This is a genomic window from Persicitalea jodogahamensis (assembly GCF_014651615.1).
GTDB classification, from domain to species: domain Bacteria; phylum Bacteroidota; class Bacteroidia; order Cytophagales; family Spirosomataceae; genus Persicitalea; species Persicitalea jodogahamensis.
Genome location: NZ_BMXF01000001.1, coordinates 855451 through 878392, shown reverse-complemented (window position 1 = coordinate 878392; position 22942 = coordinate 855451). Strand labels below are relative to the sequence as shown.

The following is a 22942-nucleotide window of genomic DNA, read 5'->3' as shown; positions in this document are numbered from 1 at the left end:
GCTCGTTTTGGTTAGAGTGATTATCAGAATCTGTCTTTTTGCGGGTAGTCGAATCCACGCCATGGCTTAGCCATGTATGGGAAGCTACTTGTGAAACCCGTGTCGTTCATCGTAGGGCCGGCAGTGAAGCCAAGTACACTCACCAATTGGGGCGTTACAGGGCTGGTCGTGGTTCCGGGTTTGAAGTCGTCGTACCACAGACCAACGGCAGCCAGTACGGCGCCAGAAACGGCTTGCAATTCGATAGTCGTCACATCATCTTCCAAACGGCGTCCATTGGGGAATCCATCCATATTTGGAATGAACTGAACTTTCGTATCAGTATTATAAGCAGGATCGGTAAGTCCAAGGACAGCGGCGCTAATCAGGCCCAGGTGGCTAAACTTAGGATCATTACGAGGTGTAGCAGGAACCGCCATGTTCAAGCGGAGCATATCACCCAGTGTTGGCAAAAAGTTATTGATAAATGGTTTGCCTGCTGCCAATGGATTACCACTTTTGCCCGTCGCGAGTTGATAGGGAGGCAGATTGGGTACTCCGGTGTAGAAAATGGGCAGCAAATCTACCGCACGGGGGCTTTGGGCATCAGGCAATAGTATTCCGCCGAAAGCAGCTTCGGCCAAGGCTGTTCCATCCAGCGCCGAGTTCCCCTTCAAGCCGTACAGACCAGGCTTGCCGTTCCGAAAGTCGAATGCACCCAATGCCATGGTTTGAATGCGCAGCGCGTTTAAAGAAGGTACTGCCCCGCCGAACTTAGAGTCGTCCATATACAAGGCCAATTCGGGATTGGTGAAGTACTTGGCAAACTGCAAATCAGCTCCGCCATAAGGGCTGGTGGCATTCCAGCGATCCTTCATACCGATAGGAATTACAGCCTCATTTGTCAAAGGCATTCCCAGGCGCGAAACCTGCACAAACTTGCCATCACCACCCATGTCTCCACCATCATAGATCGTTTCGATCATCTGGCGGCTGGCCGAAGCCCACACGCCAATTACGTAGTTGCCATCAAGGATATTAGCAGCTTGGTCGACGGTCTTGCCATCCTTTTGCAGCATGTTGACCGGAATTTTCAAGGCAATGGTATGCACATTGAAGCGGTTAAGTGCATCTTTGGGAGCATTGACCGCATTACCTTCAGGACGGAAGTTTCCAACGTCGAACGCGCCTGCCAGATCTACAAAGAAAGGATCGTCCACGGGGCCGGCGAAGATTTTTTCTCCGGTAGTAGCCGTCATGATCGACTTCTGCATCAGCGCATCATAGGTAGTATTTAGTCCCGCAGCGCCTTCAATAGATCGTGGGCCGATGTTGTTTGGTGGCACAACACCATTGGAAACAATAGCGGTAAATGTCTTGCCGCCATCCATACTCTTCTCACATTTGTAGGTAGTCTTGAGATTCTGCTTCCCCAAACGGATGTTGAAAAAAGTCGTGGGATCCTCGTTGACCTGATAGAAAGTGAAGCGATAGGTGATGTCGTCACCTGGCGTGTCAGCCCGGTTCTTGATATGAATCTCGTAACGGACATTCGTCCCAAAATTGTAGAAGTTAGGACCGCCTTCGGGGGATTCGAATGGAATGTAGTTCGCGATGATCGTGATCATGTTAGGATCATCCGGACTCTTAAAAGCGTACACGTCGGTGTTGTCAGCCAGAGGGTCCTGGGAAATGAGCGGGGCTTCGCGGTGGCTGGATGCGTAGCCGACGATTGTCGTCAGCAGCAGGGCGCAACTCAGTAAGCCGGTTCTGAGCGACCCGAATGGTATAGGATTCATGCGCATAGTGAAAAAAGTGAAAAGTGAATAATGAAAAGAGGTAAAACCTTGCAAGTCGGAACAAGAAAGTATCCGTGTTGAATCGGTCGTGCAGCAAATGGAAAGAATGAAGATGGAAACGCCATTCCTGCAAGATTGTACAGATCGTACCGCGAAAAACACGCTTCGTACAGGGGGGGCACTAAGAAGAATTGAGGTAAAAATTTCGGTTCATTTGAAGTCAGTTAATTAGGAACAAAAGGATGACACAATGCTGATTAACAGCAATTTGATCTCTGTTGTTTGAGAAAGCTTACGCAACAGGCATAGCATCCCCCTGCAGAGGCAACTGTACTATTTAATCGGGAAGAGAGGACTTAATGGAATGGGAGAGCAAATCTGGAAATTTCCAGAATGGTCTTTAAACGGCCGAATCGCTAACAGTTAGAACATACGTCGAAAAGAACCGCTTTGGATTGGTATGTATAAAAAAACTTCACCAGCAACACAATAAACCTAATTTAACCCTAGCTGGCGACCCAATAATGTCACTTTAACGCAAAATCTAGTAACAAATCTGTTGTCAAAGTGGCAATAATTTGAAATAATTTCCTTAAATATATGATTTTTTATATTTGAATCAAATTATATAGTCTTGAATAAGACTCAATTAAAGGTTTTGTTGGCGGTGACTTATGGGAATGCAGATTGGCGATAACCGAGCAATTTCCGACGTCTTACGAAATTCAAGAATGCCTATCCCCATTTGAGGAACAAATTGCTCTATGCGCAATTTGTTCCCCTAAATTTCCTTTCCAAAACATGCATAGCTCGAACATCACCCCTATCGGCAATAGGAGCATTGATACCTGAAAATCAGGCCTTATTCAGTTGATAGAAAGTATTCTTTCCCGTTAAGGTCGCTAAGGTACTTGTTGAAATATTGTCCGCGCACTTAATTCCCAGACCGGAGAGGAACTGCTGGCCGCGAGCGAATCAAACTGTACAACCGCAGTTTTGCCAGAGTCACCAATGTAAAGGGTGAAGGAACGAATAGCGTATTCAATGAAGACAGTGAGCTGCCCCTCTTTAATCAGAAGTCTATGATGCTACAATTTGAAAAGGGCAAGCACTCATGTCTTTGACTAACAACCGGGAAGCCTCCCTGAATGCAAAGACCGAAACTACCCGAATCCAGTTGCCAAGTACCCGTAAGAAGAATGGTGGGCACGGGTCAGGTCATTAACTTTTACTTATGTACTTATTATCTTTTATATAGAAACGGTAAGGTAGGTTAGCTCCCTGTGTAATTCCGATACGGGTAGTTGTGACCATTCCGAAGTCAGAAAAGACAGGCGGGGTTATGTAGATGCCCCCCTCTGATAAGGAATCGGTATTATGCTCAGGCCGGATCCCCATTGCCTGCACCAGCTTGCCGGGGCCATTGCACAAATCTTTCTCAGCCAGCGGCTTTTTCCGCATTTTTAGCAGCGGCTGTAATGTCTTGGGATTGAGATTCCGCCGCTCCCGCATCAAATCAAGCCCTTCGGTGGGTTCGAGGGCGCGAATTAGCACAGCTTCGCCCTCTCCTGTCTTGCCACTCACGATGTTCACACAGTAGTACATTCCATAAATCAAATAGACGTACAGGTGTCCCGCGGGGCCAAACATGGCAGCGTTGCGTTTGGTCTGACGGCGGTACGCATGACAGGCGGGGTCTCCCCAAAGATACCCTTCGGTCTCAACGATGACACCAGCCGTGCGTCCGGCAGAACTTTCATGTACCAATTCGCAGCCGAGCAGGAGTTGGGACAAAGTGAGTGTGTCATGTTTTTGAAAAAAATCCGCCGTCAAATGCGCACTCATGCCTACACGATATTCAGGGTTTGCTCCTTGATTTTTTCCAGTTCATCCTTCATCTGCACTACTAGCCGCTGCACGGTGGCATCGTTGGCCTTGGAGCCTATCGTATTGATTTCCCGACCGATTTCCTGCGAAATGAAGTTTAACTTTTTACCATTGCTCTCCGCTGATTTCAAAGTTTCAGTAAAGTAATCCAGGTGATTGGTCAGCCGTACCTTTTCTTCCGAAATATCGTACTTCTCGATGTAGTAAATCAACTCCTGCTCGAAGCGATTAGGATCAAAATTGTCAGCAGTCACCAGCTCATTCACCTGTTTTTCCAGGCGCTCCCGCACGGCGGGAATACGGTGCACGTCCTGCTCAGCCACTTTTGCCAATAGCGTGCGGATGGCTTCGATATAGTCCATCAGTTTGTTGGCAGTGAGCTGTCCCTCCTGCTGACGGAAATTGTCGCATTTCTCTATGGCTTGTGTCACCGCCTGCTGGATGAGTTCCCATTCCTGATCACGGCTACTCTCGTCGGCCACGGCAGTTTGGTAGGCGTTGGGCATTTGCAATGCCAGGCTTAGTAGTTCGGTAGGATTAGCGTCAAAGCCTAAATCCTTTGATGTCAGATTCAGGTCCTGGTAGTAGGCACTAACTAAGGCCCGATTTACGACAGTCGTGCCCGCGACCTGGCCCTTGGGCTGAACCGATAGGCTGAATTCCACCTTGCCACGTTCCAAATGCTGGGTCAGTCGATTCCTTATTTCAATCTCCCGCTCGGAGTATTGGCGAGGAGTCCGGCAGTAAATATCGAGAAACTTGGAATTCAGGGTCTTAATTTCGACGGTTACCGATAGCGTGTCAGACTCTACATTGGCCGTTCCGTAGCCAGTCATTGATTTTAGCATTTGTTAATGTTTAGTTGTTTAATACAATTCACTGAATACCATCTGGTTTTTATAGAATAACTCGCTTTTAAAAAAACGACTAAACGTATAACACCTGTCCAATAGAACTACCTATACCGATTTGACTTTTTCGCTTTTCCTGGTGCCTGACTCTCAGAAGCCTGCGGCTTGTGTAACAAGGCATTTTTGGCAATGTCGGCAGCTTCCTGACGGTATTCCCAAACGTCGCCCGCCAGGTAGATGGCGGCGAGCATGGAACCGGGGTCGGCTACGTTTTTGCCTGCAATATCGTAGGCCGTGCCGTGGTCGGGCGATGTACGCACAGCCGGGAGCCCGGCCGTAAAGTTGACGCCTTCATTAAAAGCGATCGTTTTGAAAGGAATCAGACCCTGATCGTGGTACATAGCCAGCACGGCGTCGTATTGCCGGTAAGCAGAAGTAGCGAAGAAACCATCCGCCGGAAAGGGACCAAAAACAAGTTCTCCCTTTTCGCGGAAGCGGATTAGTGCGGGTTCGATAATGTCCTTTTCCTCGGTACCCAACAGGCCGTTTTCGCCTGCGTGGGGATTTAGGCCCAATACGGCCAGACGCGGCTTGACTATGCCAAAATCGCTCCGGAGAGAATGCAGCATCTGATTAATCTTGTTGCTTAGCTTCTCATTGGTGATCTGCGTTTTCACCTTTTCCAACGGAATGTGGCCCGTCAATACCCCCACCCGAAAGTCGTCGGCTACCATGAACATGAGCGCTTCCCTCGTATCGAAGGCCGCTGCCAGGTACTCGGTGTGGCCGGGAAACTTAAAATTCTCCCCCTGTATGGTGTCCTTATTGATCGGGGCGGTTACCAGGGCATCGATATACCCCGCCCGCAAGTCGTCAGTCGCCCTTTTCAGGGCTTTGAATGCCCCTTGTCCTGCCTCAGGAGTTATTTTGCCCGGTTCAGCTTCGGTCTTCTGGTCGTTCCAGCACGTGATTACATTGGTGTTCTTGAGGTTTGCCTGCTCGGGCTTCTGTATATTCTGGAGGTTCCATTCTTTCATCCGCAAAAGATGGCGGTAACGATTGAGCACCCGGAGAGAACCATACACGATTGGTGTACAGTATTTCGACAATTGGTTGCCTTCCAAAGCTTTCAGGATCACTTCCGGCCCAATGCCGTTGTAATCGCCCATCGTGATCCCGATGACGGGCTTTCGGTCTTGTAAATCACTCATGAAAACCAATGAATCAGTTTTGATCGATAGTAGATGAAGCTTGTGTCGTGGTTATTCGTGTCGATAAAATCACCCTATGCCCGAATCTTTAATTGAAAGGCATAAATTTGTTGACGATCTACCCGATCAATATTCGATCGGGTGTTTTATCATTAAAATCAAACCCAGCCAAGAACCAACAAAGTCGCTTAGCGGCATCTTCAACAAATAACCCGGTCGACGGCTGGCAATTTACAAAAAATCCTCCTGCTCCCATGAAAATACTGATTGCCGACCAAATGCACCCCTCTTTATTTGCCATGCTCCAGGCACAGGGATGGACTTACGACTATTATCCTGACTTCCGGCGCAATGATATCATATCGGGCCTTGCCGACTACGACGGCTTGATAATTCGCAGCAAGACCCGCATCGACGAGGAGCTACTCACGCAGGCTACGCAGTTGAAATTCATTGCCCGGGCCGGGGCCGGGTTAGACCTGATCGACGCCGAGGCCACCGAGCGATTGGGTATTCAGCTTTTTCACGCCGGGGCAGGCAACCGCGACGCCGTGGCCGAACATATGGTAGGGATGCTATTGATGTTGTTCAACAATCTTAACAAAGCCGACCGGGAAGTGCGCCAGGCTATCTGGGACCGTGAAGGCAATCGAGGCGTGGAGTTGATGGGCATGACGGTCGGCCTCATTGGCTATGGTAATAACGGTAGTGCCACCGCCCGACGGTTGAGTGGCTTCGGCTGCCAGGTGCTGGCCTATGACAAGTACCGCGACAACTACGGTGACCGCTACGCCAAAGAAGCCAGCATAGCCGAAATCCAGCGCGAAGCCGACGTACTGAGTTTGCATATTCCTCTCACCGAGCTGACCCGCGACATGGTAGACGCCAAGTTCATCGCCGCCTTCAGCAAGCCTTTTTACCTGGTCAATGTATCACGCGGCGAGATCGTAAACGCCAAAGCCCTGGTGCAGGCCATGAAGAGTGATAAGATTCTGGGCGCATGTCTTGATGTGCTGGAAAACGAAAAGCTTAGCCAACTCAATAATCCCCAGCAGGAGTCCTTTGATTACCTGCGGTCGTCGCCGCATACTGTTCTAACGCCCCACGTCGCGGGCTGGACGCACGAAAGTTACGTGCGAATTAACGAAGTACTGGTGAAGCAGGTGGCAAAGTGGGAAGAAAGTCACAGATCGACCGGCACGCCTGAGTTGGGCAACGGTTGAGGGTAGTTCGGCAAATGCAATGATACCATTGGGTTGGAAAAGGGAAAATGCTATTCCTTATTTCCAACCCTTTTTCTATTTTTTGGGTCCTGGTGAGCAAGCGCTTACTTTCACAAAATTCCTGTCAGTCAGTTCTTATAGATGCTTGTTTTCTCATGCTCGACAATTCCCCTTTTTGACATTCCGTGATTTTAACCTCTCCCAAATAATTACCAAAATCGGCTTACCATTCGATGACTTTTCGTATAGAGGCAAACCTAGAAATAGTACAGAATGGTGAGAGTTAATTTTGGTTATAAATATTTGTTTAATTTTTGTTAATTATTTGTCAAAATTTACTGATGCGAGTATCTTTCCACCCAAAAACCTCAATGAATTATGAAGAAACTGTTGCTACTAGGAATAATCAGCTGCTTTGCCAGCCCGCCGGTGGCGTGGGCGCAGGTGCAGGATGGTACCAGGTACTGGGGAGGGACTATAAACATCGAAGGAGCTACCAGTAGCAGCCGGGACAGTTATAGCTCCATGACTTCTTCGGACAATCAGCACACAATTTCGCCTGAGCTGCAATGGGGGAAATTCGTAAACCCTACCACCATGGTCGGTCTGGGCGCCCAGTACAGCTTCAGCTGGCATAAACACACTTTCGGAATTACATCGGCGCCCAATTCGAGTACCAGCCAATCTGCGACTAGTCAATCCATTGGTATCCTGCCCTTTGTCAGAAAGTATAAGTCCGTAGGTGAACGGTGGGCGGTATTTCTGCACGCCGAGATCGGCCCTAGCTACATTTGGAATAAATCGAAAACAACTCCGGCTAATCCGTTTGCGGACAATAGCCACAACTGGAAATATGAATTGGGTGTAAAACCCGGGCTGGTTTACTTTTTCCCAAAGAACAACCTGGCAATCGAGGGGTATGCCAACGTACTCTCATTCTATACGGAGTACACCGATTTTGAGCAGGATTCAGGAAGAAGGCTTCAGTTTTCGACGGGGCTCTCCACTTCTTTTCCCAGCTACTTCACGATAAGAATCGCCAAGTACCTTATTCCTAAAACGAACTGAACGCGCTATGAGAAATTTCTTGATTTTAGCCAGCTCCATACTCTTTCCAATCCTCTCGAAGGCTCAGTTCAAGGCCGGGCAGATTTTTTTTCAGGGAGGGTTCAATCTTTCCTTGAGCGACAGCAAATACCTCAGCACGTATGGAGATAGCCAGTTCGGCAACTACTCCCATGATATCAGTTATAGCTCCGGGTACTTTACCGATCAAAACAGAGCCATTGGCTGGACGTTGAATCAATCTTTGTCTCTCGCCAAAATACAATATTCAGGAAATACAAATGATCCTGCTCCTACCTTACAAAGTATTGGATTTGGCGGAGGCCGTTTCGTGGAACATTACAAGTCCCTGTCTGACAAGTTTGCGCTCTATGTACGTCCTGGTTTCAATCTCAGCTATACTCTCCAAAACCAAGACGACCAGCAGAACGGAAACGCCTTTACCAGAACCCAGACCAATACCTTCACCTTAGGGGCTGATGTCAGCGCCGGAGTAGCCTGGCTTCTTTCACCCAAATGGGCCTTGTACGGCGGCTTTGCCTTCGCCAACCCGATCAGTATTTCGGCGGGCTGGAGAAACACCGAATCTACTACGCAGAACTCTGGCAGACCTACCAATAGAAAGGGTAGTTTTTTTAATTATAACCTCTCCCCCAACCTCTCCTCTGGTAGTATCAGCCTGGGCTTCCGGTACCTGGTCACCCGAAGCACTACTTACTAACCAGTTGTAAACCTACCATGAGTCCTATGAAACGCATTACTAGATTTGTTGCCTGGGCGACGCTGCTGGTCGTTTGTGTGAGTTGTAAGCCCAAGGAGCTTGATTCGGCAGGAAGTACCCCCCGGATTATCTCAGTTGAATTTCCAGGAATTCCACCAAAGGACGTCACTATCGATCATGAGAGGCACATTATTAAGGTAAAGCTGCCGCCGTTGCTTCCTAACAGCATGCATCCAAAAGTGAATTTCACAGGGGAGGCTTACTTAAAGGAAGTACAATGGTATAAAGCCTTCAACATGGAATGCTTGGAATGCCGACAACTCCAGCTGGTCGATAAATGGCCTTCAGGAAATGTGCTGGTGACTTATACATTAGAATTTACTCCTTCTGGACCGCTCGAAATAGATGCGGCCGCGCTCTCAGGCTACACGGATCGTGACCTTGCCGTCGCGATGGTACTCTCGGTTCCGTTTAAAAATCTGCATGCCAATCCGCTTCCTACTCGAGTGAAGTTTACTAATCTCAAAACCGGAGAAACAATTATTGGGGACAGTACTTCTTTTGATATTCTCAACACCCAAGGTATGGCGCTGCCCTTATTTCAGCGTGGATGGAATGAACCTGCGAACAGGCTCATCATCAACTTCTTCAACTATATGAAGGAGGTGGTTCCGGGTACTTACAATGTCGAGTTCGTAACTGCTAGCCGCAGTGTACTAAAAGTCCCGCAGTCATTCACTATAAAAAATGGCCCGGTCATTGTCATGAATTGGGAGTCAAAAGACGTACCTCGAGTACATCCGGGTGAGAATTTTGTTTTTACCGGGCGGAGTCTGTTCGCTGAAAACCTGGATATTGAAATTTTGGATAAAGATGATAAAGCAGTGATGCTGCCGGAAATTGAATATGGGAACTACGGAGTTGAAGCTATCATGAAACTACCAGCATCTTTTGCTCCGGGGCACTATGCTGTTCACTTCCGGGACAAGGTTTTCCGAAATACTATCTATTGCTATCTGCTTCACGTAACTACTGAAAAGGTGATGCCTTTTGAAATAAGTAAAATTCTCGGGTTCCTAAACCCCTGTTCGTTGAAAGGCCCTCAGGCTCTTACGAAGGATAACTACGCACTGATAACTTTCAATGGCAAGGCCCCCACGACCCGCCTTAAAATGGTTTCCGTTCAGGATTCGACGAAAATCCAATTTGCAAAATCAGAGTTGTTGAAATTTGGGGATGAAGAGGGCAAGCCAACAATTAATATTCCCAAAGACGTTCCCAACGGATTGTACCGCGTATCGCTGCAAGTGCTCGATGAAACGGGAAAAGTAACGCAGGAAGGGCCACCGTATTGGCGATTGGTAGAAGTCAAATAAAAAAACGCCCTGACGTTGGTCGAGGGCGTTTTTTACTGACAAATTTTATTTGTCAAAATTTACTTTGAAGGCATCAGCACCGTGTCGATGGAATGTACCACGCCGTTGGTAGCTTTGATGTCAGCAGTCGTGACGGTGGCCATGCCGCCTTTGGCATCTTCCAGCATCACCTTGCCGTCTTTCATGCGCACCGTCAGCATATCACCGTTCACGGTTTTTACTTTCTGACCATCTTTCAGGTCTGACGACATCACGCTTCCCTGCACCACGTGGTACAGCAGGATTCCGGAAAGCATCTTCTTGTTTTCAGGCTTGAGCAACGTTTCTACTGTGCCGTCTGGAAGTGCTTCGAAAGCGCTATTTTCAGGAGCAAAAATCGTAAAAGGACCAGGCTTGGAAGCTTGGTCGGCCAGCCCGGCCGCTTTTAGGGCAGCCAGCAAAGTGCTGTGATTCTCGGACATTCCTGCACTAGTCGCTAGGTCTTTTCCCGTCATTGTCTGCGCATTCGCGCTGAACATTGCCACACATCCCAGCATCATCGCCAGGGTCATTCTCCACAAAATTGTTTGCTTTTTCATTTTCTAATTAGTTTGTAATGATGATCACAGCCAATCGGCTGCGCTTTCAAAATGACCAACTTTGTGTTTACTTTTTTTGTTTATATTTTCTTATAAAAAGTTAAACAGAAAAATATTTTCGCGCTCAATTCACCGTCAGAGAAGCCTAAACTGATTCTCGTCATCTATCCAGCCTAGTCCCAGCAGAGTGGTATTCTCGGATATCCCATTATAAAAAAGACCGCCGCAGCTTTGAAGTATATTCAATGTCCAAATCATCGACTACGAAAAGCAAGCACGAAGGCATGATCCCGGGCAATGCTCACAAAGACATTCCCGGCAATCCCTCAACCGCCAAAAGCAGCAAAGTCAGACTCAGCGACCGCCCCAACGGTGAGCCGCTACGCGTGCTGAGTGAAGAAGACTGGGCCTTCTGGATAAAGAACGGCTACGTGGTAGTCAAGAACGCCGTGCCGCGAGATCAGGCACGCCGAACGGCAGCGTTTCTGTGGGAATTCGAGGAAAAGGACCCTGACGATGCAACTACCTGGTACACCCCGCCCCGCGCCGAAATGCAAATGAAAGAGCTGGCCGGAACGGGCATGGTGGAGGTCTATAACCACCAAAGCCTGTGGAATAACCGGCAGATGCAGCGGGTGTACGACGCCTTCGTGGATATTTGGGGAACCGAGAAATTATGGGTAACCATCGACCGCGCCAACCTGAACTTCCCTATCCGGCCTGGCTTCGAGTACAAGGGCTTCATCCATTGGGATTACGACCCCGGAACTAAGCCCCAAAATGTGCAGGGCGTGCTGGCTCTGGCCGACCAGACCGACGAAAATATGGGCGGCTTCCAATGCATTCCGGAGCTCTTCCGCACCTACGATACCTGGAAACTTACCCAACCCGAAGACCGAAATCGCTTTCAGCCGGACATTTCGCAGTTTAAGGACCAGCTCGTGAAGGTAAAGCTGGAAGCGGGCGATCTGCTGATTTTCCATAGCGCCCAGCCACACGGCATCCGGCCTAACTTATCGCAGGACAAAGTGCGTATTGCGCAATATATATCGATGATGCCCGCCGAGGAGGAGAATGAGGTACTTCGCCAATGGCGCGTCAATTCCTGGCGCGACCGTATTGCTCCTGAGGGTTACGCTTTCCCCGGCGACCCGCGTCGCTGGGAACAAACCAAATACGGTACGGCGGAATTAAATGAATTGGGGGAGAAACTGCTGGGGCTGAAAAAGTGGTAGTGCGATTCTGTGTCCTCAGCGCTTAAAAAGTGAGTCCACGAATTCTTCGCGGTCAAAGACCTGCAGGTCGTCCATCTTCTCCCCTACCCCGATGTATTTGACAGGAATCTGGAATTCATCGGAAATACCAACCACGACGCCGCCTTTGGCAGTACCATCAAGTTTGGTAACGGCGAGTGAGGTGATATCCGTGACTTTGGTGAATTCGCGGGCCTGGATCACGGCGTTCTGACCCGTGCTGCCATCCAACACCAGCATTACTTCGTGCGGAGCGTCGGGAAGTACTTTCTGCATAACACGTTTGATCTTACCCAGCTCGTTCATCAGGTTCACCTTGGTGTGCAGTCGCCCGGCGGTGTCGATAATGATCACGTCGGCACCAATCTCCACACCTTTCTTCAGAGCATCATAGGCTACGGCAGAGGGATCGGTATTCATGCCGTGGTCGATGACGGGAACGCCCACGCGCTCACCCCAGAGCTTCAGCTGGGCCACGGCAGCGGCACGGAAGGTATCGGCGGCACCCAACACCACTTTGCGGCCCCGCTGCTGAAACTGGTGCGCTAACTTACCGATGGTAGTTGTCTTACCCACGCCGTTGACGCCTACTACCATGATGACGTAGGGCTTGGGCAGATGCTCGGTCTCGAAGCTATCAGTTACGCCAACGCTGGGATTTTCGGAAAGCAAAGCGGCTACTTCCTCACGCAGGATTTTGTCCAGTTCACCCGTAGAGGTGTACTTGTCGGCGGCCACGCGGGCCTCGATACGGCGGATGATTTTGACGGTCGTCCCCACGCCCACATCGGAGGTAATCAGGATTTCTTCCAATTCGTCCAGCACATCCTCGTCCACGGTGTCCTTGCCGACCACCGCGCGGGCGAGTTTGTTGAAAATGCTATCCTTGGACTTTTCCAGTCCTTTATCGAGAGTTTCCTTTTTCTCTTTGGAAAAAAAACCAAATAGGGCCATGCTCTTTGTGGTTACCCACCTTTAGATGTGGAGGGGAATGAGGTGATCTTGCCCCAAATTTAAAACAAAAAAAGTCCCGCGTGGGACTTTTCATGCATTGAATCGCAAAGTAGGCCCAACGGGCCGGTCTTACTTATTTCTTCAAAGTGTCCTGAACCAGGTCGGTCGGCACCATTTCCTCCTTAAAGGTATAGGCTCCGGTTTTGGGCGACTTCACCGCCTTGATTACCTTGGCGAAGGTACGGCCGCCTTCTTTTTTCAGGGTTGCAACTACTTTCTTAGCCATGTCTCTGTGCGGTTAATGTTTATGAATTATTTAATCTCCTTGTGCAGCGTGTATTTACGCATGTAGGGATTGAATTTCTTCAATTCGATACGCGTAGGCGTATTCTTGCGGTTTTTGGTGGTGATGTAGCGCGACATCCCCGGTACGCCCGATCCCTTTTGCTCGGTGCATTCCAGTATTACCTGTACTCTATTGCCTTTCTTAGCCATTGCGTTTCTTCGTTTTTACAAATAGGATTGCAAAAGTAAGATTTCTCAGCAAGTTTGCAAAATCATTTTTTCAAAAAAACAAAATCTGTTGTCATATAGTCTACTAAGGCGGGGGGCACCACTTTAATTTGTGCGCAAAATCCACTTTTTTCTTTTTGGATTAAGAAAAAATGCGAGGTTTGTGTTTTATTGATGCCTCGTTCAAATTCATCTGCCTTCACAGAGAATTTGGGCATAATTTTTTAAAAATCTTCCTCTACCTACTTTTTACCAAAATCAGAATATCCATGACACTCAGAAAACTCACCCTCCTGGCTTCTATTGCCTTTGTAGGGTACGCCGGGACAAATTGCTCTTCGAAGGAGGACAAGGCTCAGTACGATAGATTTTATGGTGAAGGCCGCTCCGAACGTGAAGAAAGCGCCGGGAGCGGAAGTTTCACGCCGCGTTCGGATAATGATGAGACCTTCGCTGATCGGGGAGACCAGGATTTGAAAGTCAACCCTGACTCCATCAATTCCCTTTCCGTAACCGAAAACGCAGATTCAGAGCAAGGCACCAGCACCGCCCTCACGGAAGGAATACCCGAAACTGCCGGAAAAACCATCGCCGAGGTTTCGGAAAAGGAGCCTGCCAAAGCTGACGAAGCTCCCAAGCAGAAGCCTGTTCCGGCGGACATAGCGGCTCTCCTCAACAAGAATACCTGCTCGGCTTGCCACAAGCCCTACGAGCGGCTCGTCGGCCCAGCCTACTCGGAAGTGGCCAAGAAAAAGTACCCCATCAGCAAGATCGTGGAGCTGGTGTATAAGCCGCAGCCTGAAAACTGGCCTGGCTACCCACCGATGGCTCCCATGACGCAGGTACCTAAGGACGAAGTAGAAAAGCTCGGGAGGTGGATTAACTCTTTGTAGTTCTCCTTATCTTAAAAAAAAGGCTGCTCTCGCTGGAAAACGAGAGCAGCCTTTTTTTTATATTGGGGCACAGGTCAGCCCTTTTGGGTTGCCACTTTTGCCTCCCGCACCGCAAAGTACACCACTACGCCAAAGCAAAGCAGCGGCACTATGAAGGCCGTGTTGATGCTGCCCGTGGCATCGGAAATTTGCCCCTGCACGCCCGTTAGTACTGCGCCACCCAGAATGGCCATGATAAGACCTGAGCCGCCGATTTTGGTATCCTGGCCCAGGCCTTGCAGCCCGAGTCCGTAGATGGTCGGAAACATCAGCGACATGCACCCCGAGATACCTATCAGGGCGTATACACCCACATAACCACCGGTGGCCATCGCCGTACCGGTCAGGATCATGGCAAGTACCGACAGGCTTGTCAGCAAACGACGCGGCGTGATGAACCGCATGAGGTAGGTGCAGACAAAGCGTGATAACAGAAAAAGTACCAGAGCGGCCAGGTAGTAGCTGGAAGCCTGTTCCTCGTTAAGGTTTAGTTCTTTCATGACATAGCGAATCGTGAACGACCAGATGCCGATTTGCGCCCCGATGTAGAAAAACATGGCCACAACCGACCAGACATAATGCCGCTTCTGACGAAGGCGTTGCCAGGCATCGCCAAAGTCAAACTTGCTGTTTTCGTCCGAGGCGGTGGGCATTTTGTTAAGGAATATCAACAGCCAGATGATTACCAGGAAAAACGCCACCCCAACGTAAGGCCCCATTACGCCCGTCAGTTCTTCAGACTGAATGGCCTGCAGTTGCTCAGGCGACATGGAAGCGCGTTCGGCCTCGCCGGCCATGTTAAGCTTGGACAAAATGAATAGCTTGCTCAGCCAGACGCCGATGATGGAGCCGATGGGATTGAACGACTGAGCCAGATTGAGTCGCTGCGTCCCGGTTTCCTCCGGTCCCATGGCGATGATGTAGGGATTGGCCGCCGTTTCCAGCAGCGACAATCCACCCGCCAGAATAAAGAGCGCAGCCAGGAAGTGCCCGTACACCATCGTTTTGCTGGCCGGGTAGAATAGCAACGAGCCACCGATGAACATTCCCAAACCAATGAGGATGCCCGTTTTGTAGGTGTATTTTTTTATTAAAATAGCCGCCGGAATCGCCAGGCAGAAATACGCCCCGTAAAAAGCGTACTGCACGAAAGTAGTCTGGAAGTCGGTCATGCTCATGATCCGCTTGAATGCCGAGAGCAGCGTGTCGGTCATGTTGTTGGCCAGGCCCCACATCAGGAACAAGCTGGTGATAAGGACAAAGGGAAGAATCGGGGTCTTTTTCAGCATAGAAGCAGGAAAGGAGGATGGAGTAATGGAGCTTTTTTAATCTTAGGAAGAATTTTCGGGCGAAATAATACTTACAGGAATAGGGAAACGCCAAAAAATAATCGATGAAAGCTAAAATCATATCATGAGGGGGAGCTGTACTAATGACAATATTCACCCATTCACGCATTCACTCATTCACGCATTGATTACCTTCGTCTTATGAACGACGCCATCCAATACGACTACCGCCCCGAACATCTTGCCAACTCGGAACCTAACAAGTACCAGCCCGGCGATTTGCGAAAGGAAGAAATGGTGCTGAACGTTGGCCCGCAACACCCGTCCACGCACGGCGTATTGCGGCTGGAAGTGATAACCGACGGCGAAGTCGTCATGGACGTGGTGCCGCACCTTGGCTACCTGCACCGGTGCTTCGAGAAACACGCCGAGTCGCTGCCCTTCAACCAGATCATCCCTTACGTAGATCGCATGGACTACACGGCGGCCATGAACTCCGAACACGCCTATGTCATGGGCGTAGAGCGTATGCTGGGAATCCAGGACGACATACCGCCACGCGTGGAGTACGTTCGGGTTCTGGTGGCTGAACTGAACCGACTGGCATCACACTTTATTGCTATTGGTACTTACGCAATGGACATCGGGGCTTACACGCCTTTTCTGTGGATGATGCGCGACCGCGAGCAAATTCTGCGACTGCTGGAATGGACCTGCGGAGCGCGGATGCTGTACAACTACATCTGGATTGGTGGTTTATTCTACGATATACCCGTTGGTTTCGAAGAGCGTTGCGGGGAGTTTATCAAGTACCTCAAACCCAAACTCGTCGAGTTGCAGCAACTTGTAATCGAGAACAAAATTTTTATTGAAAGAACCGCTAATGTCGGGATACTTTCGCTCGCTACGGCCATCAACTACGGCTGCACGGGGCCAATCCTGCGCGGCTCAGGCTTGCGCTACGATCTCCGGCGCGTGGATGCCTACTCCGTCTATCCAGAACTGGATTTTGATATTCCCATCGGCAAGGGCGAAGCGGGTACTCTCGGCGACTGCTGGGACCGTAACTGGGTGCGTGTAGCCGAGTGCTGGGAATCGGTAAAGATTATCGAGCAGTGCCTGGAAAAACTGACTGCGGTGCATGCTCGCACCCGTAACTTCGACCCGCAGGCGCTGGTACCCAAGAAAATCCGACCCAAGGCGATGGATTTCTACGTGCGGGCCGAGAACCCCAAGGGCGAATTGGGCTACTTTTTCCGCACCGATGGCCGCGCCGACGTTCCCGTGCGCTGCAAGGCACGGTCATGCAGTTTTCATAACCTTTCCGTCATCGGCGAAATATCCAAAGGCGGACTGATTGCCGACCTGGTGGCTGTAGTCGGGTCGTTGGACCTGAATTTAGGGGAGGTCGATCGGTGAGTGGTGCTATCCTTTCCAATGCCTAATAGAAAACGTCCGGCGATCTAGCCGAGCAAACGCAGAAATCACAGTAGATTAACTTCGCCGAGACTGCAAAGGTTGCAGCAGCGGCAGCGTTTTTGTCCAACCCATGTGCAGCTAGTATCCGCAGGATTAATATCCTATTGCAAGGGGGGAAAAGGGTAGTTTTTAGAGGATTGAATATTTAGTAATCGGTCTACGCCTTGCGAGCGCCGTATTCTTTCTACCGCATTGAAGATCAAGAAGGTTGATTCAATGTATGTTTATTCTCTAAAGGAAAATATTATCGATGAACGAGTATGGATATAAAGTGGGGTTTATATTTAGGAGGATGTCAGGCTTAGCGAAGTCAAAGCCAGTCCATACAGACGGACTTCGACTCTGCTAAGCCTGATACCTCAATTCTTAAAAGAATAATTCACCCACCAATAAATGCACTTCTACCAAAAACAAATCATAAAATTTAATTAAATTTATTTTAACTCCCATTTTATCTATACAATTACATATTTTTTTTAATTATAGATTATCTCTATCTAAAAGAGTATCAAGACTTTCAATTTGCTCGTTCAAATTCACTCCAACTTCTGGTCTACTTGATAAATACTTCTTCATAATAGAAAAACAGTTCTCAATGTTTATTAAATTGGTGTCAGTAAAAGTTAAAGTTATAATACCGTAGTTTGAGAAGTATTTATTTCGTTTGCTCATTTCTTTATCCCACTTTTTACTAAGTTCAGCATTCACCTCAATTTGTTTCTTATTTTTAATTTTTGAAACAGCCATATGTGTTGAATGTGGACTAAATTCAAACCCAATCATTTCCATTGTGTGTGAATTCAGAATTGTAAAATCTAATCTATATTCATGTTCGACTTCTAAACCAGCATATCTCAATTCAGGAATTAAAAACGGTTCTGAAAAAGGATCCTCCGCATTTTTTAAATATTCTACATACAAATCAAATATTTGTTTTTCATACAATGAGTTTGAAATTCGTTTTAAAATTCTCTTGTAGAAATTAAGTAAGTCGAGTAAAGTACTAAACGTGTATAGTTCATTGTTTTCTGGGTCAATTAACCCAGTTGCTATAACGTGCCCAATTGTCCAATACATAAAATTTGCCCTTCGTATTTCACTTATATCATTAGTCCAGCCATCAAACTTTAGAACTGGTGCAATAATAAGCCCCCAGAAAAACTTGCCACTTCCAAACCAGATACTCCACAAGTTTTCATTTGGCTTACTTCTTGTTCTTTCCAGTAAATTACGATAAAAATTTCTTTCGAGAAATGTAAGCGTATATTTTCTGAATGTACTATCCTTTAACAAATTACGAAGTGGCGTATATCTTTTTTCTCCTACATATTCGATAAAGCCTTTTATCCATTTTGCTTTAAAATCATTTGGATCACTAAACTGAGTATGCACACTATCTACATATGTATTATTTTTACTACCTATTGTTCCATGCAATGAATGAATTGAACATTCTTTGCCCTTTTCGATACTAAATTTATGTAAGACTTCGGGAAGCATCCCTTCGAGCTCTTTGGTAAATTGTTCATCAAGTTCTAAGAGTCGAGACTCTTCAAGAGTAGATATTTTCGTCATTCGTAAAGTATTCGTAAAAATTTCTGGTAACTCTTAAACATAAAAACTGCGTCATTACTTATGTTTAAGAGTTATGTTCGTTTGCTGTAAGTGTTTTAGTAGTACAATATCTTACGGTTTTTAGGGCATTAGTAGATTTATGTTCTTGATAAAGTAAGCAAATTTATCTTTGTCACTTATACTAAAAAATTTACCTGATTCAAGCTCAAATTTATTTCCATGGGAATGTGCGATCCAAATATCATAATAGAAGCGTTCGCTCGACGAGAGCGATTTTTTTCTATCTGAGCTTTTTATTAATCCAATAGTGTCTTTTGTGATGTCAACCTCGAACTCATTCTCAAAAACCATTACTGGTGTTTGAAAAACATAGTTGAATAGTGCTTTAATTGCTCTAATTTTTGTATAATGAATGTATTTTCTTGATAATTCACATTCAAGTCTTCTAAGAAGATCTCTAAGTAAACTTAAAGCTTGATAGAGATAGTCTTGGTCAATCACCAATTTTCTTTCAATTCCAACTGGTGATCTTCTATTTGGTCCAGAAGTTTGATTATAAATTGAATTTTCTACGAGATTATTGTGAATAAGTAAATTCCTAGTTGCTTTAATTTCTAAAAGTTCATTCATCTCATTTTCAGCGACAGTAGACTCATTTATTCCTGTTATTTCTACGAATAAATTCAGCATCTCTTGCAAGCTTTTGTAGCTAATTGCCACAATTCTATTTTCTACTGCTTGTTTTAAAGGGCTTCCTTCTATTAGATCTTTTTTTGTAATATTCTCACTTTTAATATCTAATTTTTGGGGAATATTAAGAAGTAAAATTCGTAATGTATCATTCAATGAATTCTCAAAAGAAGATACGGCTAATACAAAAAGCCCTTCAAGTATGATGCTGTCAACATTATTAGCCTTTCTTTGCCTAATTTTCTCAATTCTGTCTAGAGCTTGCAAAATTGGTTTAGTCAAATCTCGTTTTAGTAGCAATATTGGCTTTTTCATAGCCACTTGTGGCTTTTCCATAAAAATGAACGTATGATTCTCATGCAGTTCTTCGATTTCGTCCTCCATTTTTTGATAGTTTAACATTACTTCTTCATCTCTACCAACGAAGAATTATACAGTTTCCCGTGCACGGCTTCAAGTTTTTCGACCGGTATCTTGATTACCTCCCGATCATAAGTCATCAGACCATTGGTTTCTACCTCCACGTCGGTAGTTTGTGTATAGACCGCCGCCGAGAGGCCTTTCTTAATCAGGTCAACCAAATCGTTCATGAAGCCTTCGTAACGCTGGGTTAGTTCGTCGGCGTTTTTAAAGGTCTGATAGCCCCAGTTGTCCTTCTCCTGCCAGGTGTGGCCCTCGACGGGCAGCCCCAGGCCGCCAAATTCTCCCAGCACGATGACCTGCTCCTTTCCGTAAAGTTTTGGTGCGGGCATAACCGGCATGGGGTAGTTGTGGATGTCGATAATGTCACCAACGTAGTGAAAATTACCGCCGCTGGCGCTGTTGACCAGGCGGCTGGGGTCATGGTCTTCCGTCCATTTGGTGATTTCCTCGGTCTTGAACTGCCCCCAGGCTTCGTTGAAGGGCACCCACACGACGATGGAGGGGAAATTATGATTAGCATCCATAATGGCTTTCCACTCGCGGCGGAAAATACTCTCTGACAATGAGCTTCGATCTTTCTCAGTGCCCTTTCCCTCGACGCCGGGCCGTGACTCCCATTGGTTCCCCAGGTCGCCGCTGGGCATGTCCTGCCATACGAGCATCCCGAGGCGGTCGCAGTGGTAGTACCAGCGGGCAGGTTCCACTTTCACATGCTTACGAATCATGTTGAAGCCCATGTCCCGCGTCTTCTGGATATCAAACAGCAGCGCCGAATCGGTCGGTGCCGTGTAGAGACCGTCGGGCCACCACCCCTGGTCCAGCGGGCCGTACTGAAACACGAATTTGTCATTGACGAGCATGCGCTGAATGCCCTGCGCGTCGGCCTTCCGGCTGATCTTCCGCATGGCGAAGTAGCTCCTCACTTCATCGACTACCTTGTTTTTGCGTACCAAAGCCACCGTCAGTTCGTAGAGGTAAGGGTTGCCGGGCTCCCACAATACCGTGTTCACTACGGGTAGTTCGGCGGTGGCGTCGAGAGCCACTTCCTTCTCCGACATCATCGTGGTTTTATCCCAGGCACGGATACGCAGAATGTCGCCCTCCTGGGCATTCTGAGCCACAGCCGAGACGGTTACAACATTCCTGTCAATGTCAGGGGTATTTTTGGTGGACTCGATATAGCTCGTCGGTACTTTTTCCAGCCAGACCGTCTGCCAGATGCCCGTTACGGGCGTGTACCATATTCCCCTTGGCTGTTTGAGCTGCTTGCCGCGCGGCTGCGGGCCGTCGCTGGTGGGGTCCCACACGCGCACCACAATTTCCTGTTGCTCGCCCTTTACCAGCAAAGGTGTAATGTCAAACGAAAAAGGATCATAGCCTCCCTGGTGCGACCCGGCCCTTTTACCATTGACATATATATCGCACTCCCAGTCTACGGCTCCGAAATGCAACAGGGTTTTTTCGCTCTTCAATTTAGCAGAAAACGGAACCATCCTGCGATACCACAGCAGGCTATCCCTGCCCACCGTGCGGCCCACGCCCGACAACGAGGACTCTACAGCGAAGGGTACCAAAATTTTACCGTCAAACGTGGCCGGAGGAATATCAGAAATGGTTTTGGGAGTGATGGCGTAGTCCCAAAGACCGTTCAGGTTCTGCCAGCCGGGACGAATGAGCTGCGGGCGCGGGTATTCGGGCAGGGGCTTTGCCGGGTCTACCTGGCTTGCCCACCGGGTCTTGATTTTATCACCGACGGGCTTCCAAGCGGTTGTTTGGGCTTCGGCAATGGTAGCGCCAGCCAGCATTGAAAAAAATATAAATCGAATTTTAGTGTTCATTATCAAGTGTTTTTGAGCAAAAAGCAAGAGTACAGTTTTAGCCGCCCATTGTCTGACCTTCTGCGGGCGACGTGCAGTCATTATTTCATTAATTCAAAGACGAGACAGTAATTTTTAGTATTAACTGCGTTTTGCATGAGGTAGGTACACGAATTGATCCTAAATCTTAAAGTTATGCGAAAATTCATCTTCCTCGTGAGCGGGCTTATAATCCTGACTGTATTTGCCCAAACCAAAGCAACAGCCCAAAACCATGCACCCACCCTGGAAATCGGTGCTACCGCCCCCGATTTCAACCTGCCAGGCGTGGATGGCAGGAACTACACCCTAAAAGATTTTGCCAAAGCGCCCGTGCTGGCTGTCCTTTTCACCTGCAATCACTGTCCAACGGCGCAGGCCTACGAAGATAGGGTCATTCAATTGGTGAAGGACTACGGTGATAAAGGGCTGCAACTCGTGGCGATTTCATCCAACGACCCCTCCGCTATTCGGCTCGATGAGCTGGGTTACACGGATCTGAGCGATACTCACGAAGAAATGAAAATCCGCGCCAAGGAAAAGGGATATAACTTCCCCTACCTCTACGATGGCGATACTCAGGCCGCAGCCAATGCCTACGGCCCAGTGGCGACTCCGCATATTTTTATATTTGACAAAGAAAGAAAGCTCCGCTATGTGGGCCGCATCGACGATGTTGAGAAGCCCTCGGGTACTCCCAAAAATCACGATGCCCGCAACGCCATTGAAGCGATGCTGGCCGGAAAACCTGCACCCGTTGCCACCACCAAAACGTTTGGCTGCTCGCTCAAATGGGCCGAGAAAGAAAAAGGCGTGGCAACTGAACGCGACAAATGGGCCAAAGAACCCGTTGCTCTGGATATGATCGACGAAGAAGGCATTAAAAAACTGATCAGGAACGACTCGGACAAGCTGCGACTCATCAACGTGTGGGCCACCTGGTGCGGCCCGTGCGTAGCGGAATTCCCGGACTTCATGACCATGCACCATATGTACCGGGGCCGCGACTTCGAGTTCGTTTCCGTCAGCGCCGACAATCCTGATAAGAAGGATAAGGTTTTGAAATTTTTGCAGGGGAAATACGCCTCCAACACCAACTACCTCGTTAACTTTGAGGATAAGTACAAGCTCATCGAAGCCATAGACCCGAATTGGCAAGGGGCGCTGCCCTATACGATTCTTGTGGAGCCGGGAGGTAAGATCGTTTACGCCAGGCAAGGCCCCATCGACCCTTACCAGATGCGAAAGGCAATCGTGGAGAACAAGTACGTGGGGAGGTTTTATTGAA

At 48.1% G+C, this 22942-nt stretch carries 21 protein-coding genes; 8 read left to right on the top strand and 13 right to left on the bottom strand.

Annotation, left to right across the window (positions count from 1 at the left end; translation table 11 throughout):
- Positions 1-23: 23 nt before the first annotated feature.
- From IE117_RS03610 to pdxA, 4 genes are all read right to left on the bottom strand, one after another.
- On the bottom strand, positions 24-1778 hold the full coding sequence (locus IE117_RS03610; protein WP_189562964.1) for a DUF4331 domain-containing protein: 1755 nt from the start codon (positions 1776-1778) through the stop codon (positions 24-26).
- A gap of 1221 nt (positions 1779-2999) precedes the next feature.
- A complete protein-coding gene (locus IE117_RS03605) occupies positions 3000-3623 on the bottom strand; it encodes a DNA-3-methyladenine glycosylase (protein WP_189562963.1) in 624 nt (207 codons plus the stop codon).
- Positions 3624-3625: 2 nt separating this feature from the next.
- Complete coding sequence (locus IE117_RS03600; protein ID WP_189562962.1) at positions 3626-4513, bottom strand: YicC/YloC family endoribonuclease; 888 nt, start codon at positions 4511-4513, stop codon at positions 3626-3628.
- A 107-nt stretch (positions 4514-4620) separates the two neighbouring features.
- Entirely contained in the window at positions 4621-5727 is a 1107-nt protein-coding gene (gene pdxA, locus IE117_RS03595; protein WP_189562961.1) for a 4-hydroxythreonine-4-phosphate dehydrogenase PdxA, read from the bottom strand.
- 254 nt (positions 5728-5981) lie between these two features.
- Here pdxA and IE117_RS03590 point away from each other — a divergent pair, with 254 nt between their 5' ends.
- The 4 genes from IE117_RS03590 to IE117_RS03575 all read left to right on the top strand — a co-directional run bounded on the left by IE117_RS03590 (position 5982) and on the right by IE117_RS03575 (position 10112).
- Positions 5982-6950: a 2-hydroxyacid dehydrogenase gene (locus IE117_RS03590; RefSeq protein ID WP_189562960.1), complete on the top strand. Its 969-nt coding sequence runs from the start codon at positions 5982-5984 to the stop codon at positions 6948-6950.
- A 378-nt stretch (positions 6951-7328) separates the two neighbouring features.
- Positions 7329-8018 (top strand): hypothetical protein, encoded by a 690-nt coding sequence (locus IE117_RS03585; protein WP_189562959.1) that lies wholly within the window; start codon positions 7329-7331, stop codon positions 8016-8018.
- A 7-nt stretch (positions 8019-8025) separates the two neighbouring features.
- Positions 8026-8736 carry a hypothetical protein gene (locus IE117_RS03580; protein WP_189562958.1) on the top strand — a complete coding sequence of 237 codons (711 nt, stop codon included), beginning with the start codon at positions 8026-8028 and terminating at the stop codon, positions 8734-8736.
- Positions 8737-8762: 26 nt separating this feature from the next.
- Entirely contained in the window at positions 8763-10112 is a 1350-nt protein-coding gene (locus IE117_RS03575) for a hypothetical protein (RefSeq protein WP_189562957.1), read from the top strand.
- Between the two features lie 59 nt (positions 10113-10171).
- Here IE117_RS03575 and IE117_RS03570 read toward each other — a convergent pair whose 3' ends face one another.
- Positions 10172-10690 carry a fasciclin domain-containing protein gene (locus tag IE117_RS03570; protein WP_189562956.1) on the bottom strand — a complete coding sequence of 173 codons (519 nt, stop codon included), beginning with the start codon at positions 10688-10690 and terminating at the stop codon, positions 10172-10174.
- Between the two features lie 245 nt (positions 10691-10935).
- Here IE117_RS03570 and IE117_RS03565 point away from each other — a divergent pair, with 245 nt between their 5' ends.
- Positions 10936-11925: a phytanoyl-CoA dioxygenase family protein gene (locus tag IE117_RS03565; RefSeq protein ID WP_189562955.1), complete on the top strand. Its 990-nt coding sequence runs from the start codon at positions 10936-10938 to the stop codon at positions 11923-11925.
- Between the two features lie 15 nt (positions 11926-11940).
- Here IE117_RS03565 and ftsY read toward each other — a convergent pair whose 3' ends face one another.
- From ftsY to IE117_RS03545, 4 genes are all read right to left on the bottom strand, one after another.
- A complete protein-coding gene (gene ftsY, locus IE117_RS03560; protein ID WP_189562954.1) occupies positions 11941-12897 on the bottom strand; it encodes a signal recognition particle-docking protein FtsY in 957 nt (318 codons plus the stop codon).
- 133 nt (positions 12898-13030) lie between these two features.
- Positions 13031-13183: a DUF4295 domain-containing protein gene (locus tag IE117_RS03555; protein ID WP_189562953.1), complete on the bottom strand. Its 153-nt coding sequence runs from the start codon at positions 13181-13183 to the stop codon at positions 13031-13033.
- Positions 13184-13209: 26 nt separating this feature from the next.
- The gene (rpmG, locus tag IE117_RS03550; RefSeq protein ID WP_189562952.1) at positions 13210-13392 is read right to left on the bottom strand and encodes a 50S ribosomal protein L33; all 183 of its coding nucleotides are present in this window, start codon (positions 13390-13392) and stop codon (positions 13210-13212) included.
- A 62-nt stretch (positions 13393-13454) separates the two neighbouring features.
- The gene (locus IE117_RS03545; protein WP_189562951.1) at positions 13455-13628 is read right to left on the bottom strand and encodes a hypothetical protein; all 174 of its coding nucleotides are present in this window, start codon (positions 13626-13628) and stop codon (positions 13455-13457) included.
- Between the two features lie 51 nt (positions 13629-13679).
- Here IE117_RS03545 and IE117_RS03540 point away from each other — a divergent pair, with 51 nt between their 5' ends.
- Entirely contained in the window at positions 13680-14303 is a 624-nt protein-coding gene (locus IE117_RS03540) for a c-type cytochrome (RefSeq protein WP_189562950.1), read from the top strand.
- A 74-nt stretch (positions 14304-14377) separates the two neighbouring features.
- Here the strand turns inward: IE117_RS03540 and fucP are convergent, their stop codons facing one another.
- Complete coding sequence (gene fucP, locus IE117_RS03535; RefSeq protein WP_189562949.1) at positions 14378-15631, bottom strand: L-fucose:H+ symporter permease; 1254 nt, start codon at positions 15629-15631, stop codon at positions 14378-14380.
- Positions 15632-15832: 201 nt separating this feature from the next.
- On the opposite strand from fucP, the gene IE117_RS03530 reads away from it, so the two are divergent.
- The gene (locus tag IE117_RS03530; protein ID WP_189562948.1) at positions 15833-17050 is read left to right on the top strand and encodes an NADH-quinone oxidoreductase subunit D; all 1218 of its coding nucleotides are present in this window, start codon (positions 15833-15835) and stop codon (positions 17048-17050) included.
- A 540-nt stretch (positions 17051-17590) separates the two neighbouring features.
- Here IE117_RS03530 and IE117_RS03525 read toward each other — a convergent pair.
- From IE117_RS03525 to IE117_RS03515, 3 genes are all read right to left on the bottom strand, one after another.
- Positions 17591-18685, bottom strand: coding sequence for a topoisomerase II (locus tag IE117_RS03525; RefSeq protein ID WP_189562947.1), 1095 nt, complete (start codon positions 18683-18685; stop codon positions 17591-17593).
- A gap of 120 nt (positions 18686-18805) precedes the next feature.
- On the bottom strand, positions 18806-19759 hold the full coding sequence (locus IE117_RS03520) for a hypothetical protein (protein WP_189562946.1): 954 nt from the start codon (positions 19757-19759) through the stop codon (positions 18806-18808).
- 17 nt (positions 19760-19776) lie between these two features.
- Complete coding sequence (locus IE117_RS03515) at positions 19777-21636, bottom strand: glycoside hydrolase family 2 protein (RefSeq protein ID WP_374757948.1); 1860 nt, start codon at positions 21634-21636, stop codon at positions 19777-19779.
- Between the two features lie 174 nt (positions 21637-21810).
- Between IE117_RS03515 and IE117_RS03510 the strand changes: the two genes are divergently transcribed.
- Positions 21811-22941, top strand: a complete 1131-nt coding sequence (locus tag IE117_RS03510; protein ID WP_189562945.1) for a redoxin domain-containing protein — start codon at positions 21811-21813, stop codon at positions 22939-22941.
- The last annotated feature ends 1 nt before the right edge of the window (position 22942 follow it).

Coding starts and splice junctions, on each gene's coding strand:
- IE117_RS03555 (WP_189562953.1), bottom strand. CDS start 13,183: ATGGCTAAGAAAGTAGTTGCAACCCTGAAAAAAGAAGGCGGCCGTACC.
- IE117_RS03575 (WP_189562957.1), top strand. CDS start 8,763: ATGAAACGCATTACTAGATTTGTTGCCTGGGCGACGCTGCTGGTCGTT.
- IE117_RS03515 (WP_374757948.1), bottom strand. CDS start 21,636: ATGAACACTAAAATTCGATTTATATTTTTTTCAATGCTGGCTGGCGCT.
- IE117_RS03590 (WP_189562960.1), top strand. CDS start 5,982: ATGAAAATACTGATTGCCGACCAAATGCACCCCTCTTTATTTGCCATG.
- IE117_RS03580 (WP_189562958.1), top strand. CDS start 8,026: ATGAGAAATTTCTTGATTTTAGCCAGCTCCATACTCTTTCCAATCCTC.
- IE117_RS03600 (WP_189562962.1), bottom strand. CDS start 4,513: ATGCTAAAATCAATGACTGGCTACGGAACGGCCAATGTAGAGTCTGAC.
- rpmG (WP_189562952.1), bottom strand. CDS start 13,392: ATGGCTAAGAAAGGCAATAGAGTACAGGTAATACTGGAATGCACCGAG.
- IE117_RS03605 (WP_189562963.1), bottom strand. CDS start 3,623: ATGAGTGCGCATTTGACGGCGGATTTTTTTCAAAAACATGACACACTC.
- IE117_RS03540 (WP_189562950.1), top strand. CDS start 13,680: ATGACACTCAGAAAACTCACCCTCCTGGCTTCTATTGCCTTTGTAGGG.
- IE117_RS03545 (WP_189562951.1), bottom strand. CDS start 13,628: ATGCCCAAATTCTCTGTGAAGGCAGATGAATTTGAACGAGGCATCAAT.
- IE117_RS03610 (WP_189562964.1), bottom strand. CDS start 1,778: ATGAATCCTATACCATTCGGGTCGCTCAGAACCGGCTTACTGAGTTGC.
- IE117_RS03565 (WP_189562955.1), top strand. CDS start 10,936: ATGTCCAAATCATCGACTACGAAAAGCAAGCACGAAGGCATGATCCCG.
- ftsY (WP_189562954.1), bottom strand. CDS start 12,897: ATGGCCCTATTTGGTTTTTTTTCCAAAGAGAAAAAGGAAACTCTCGAT.
- IE117_RS03520 (WP_189562946.1), bottom strand. CDS start 19,759: ATGGAGGACGAAATCGAAGAACTGCATGAGAATCATACGTTCATTTTT.
- IE117_RS03530 (WP_189562948.1), top strand. CDS start 15,833: ATGAACGACGCCATCCAATACGACTACCGCCCCGAACATCTTGCCAAC.
- IE117_RS03510 (WP_189562945.1), top strand. CDS start 21,811: ATGCGAAAATTCATCTTCCTCGTGAGCGGGCTTATAATCCTGACTGTA.
- IE117_RS03585 (WP_189562959.1), top strand. CDS start 7,329: ATGAAGAAACTGTTGCTACTAGGAATAATCAGCTGCTTTGCCAGCCCG.
- fucP (WP_189562949.1), bottom strand. CDS start 15,631: ATGCTGAAAAAGACCCCGATTCTTCCCTTTGTCCTTATCACCAGCTTG.
- IE117_RS03525 (WP_189562947.1), bottom strand. CDS start 18,685: ATGACGAAAATATCTACTCTTGAAGAGTCTCGACTCTTAGAACTTGAT.
- pdxA (WP_189562961.1), bottom strand. CDS start 5,727: ATGAGTGATTTACAAGACCGAAAGCCCGTCATCGGGATCACGATGGGC.
- IE117_RS03570 (WP_189562956.1), bottom strand. CDS start 10,690: ATGAAAAAGCAAACAATTTTGTGGAGAATGACCCTGGCGATGATGCTG.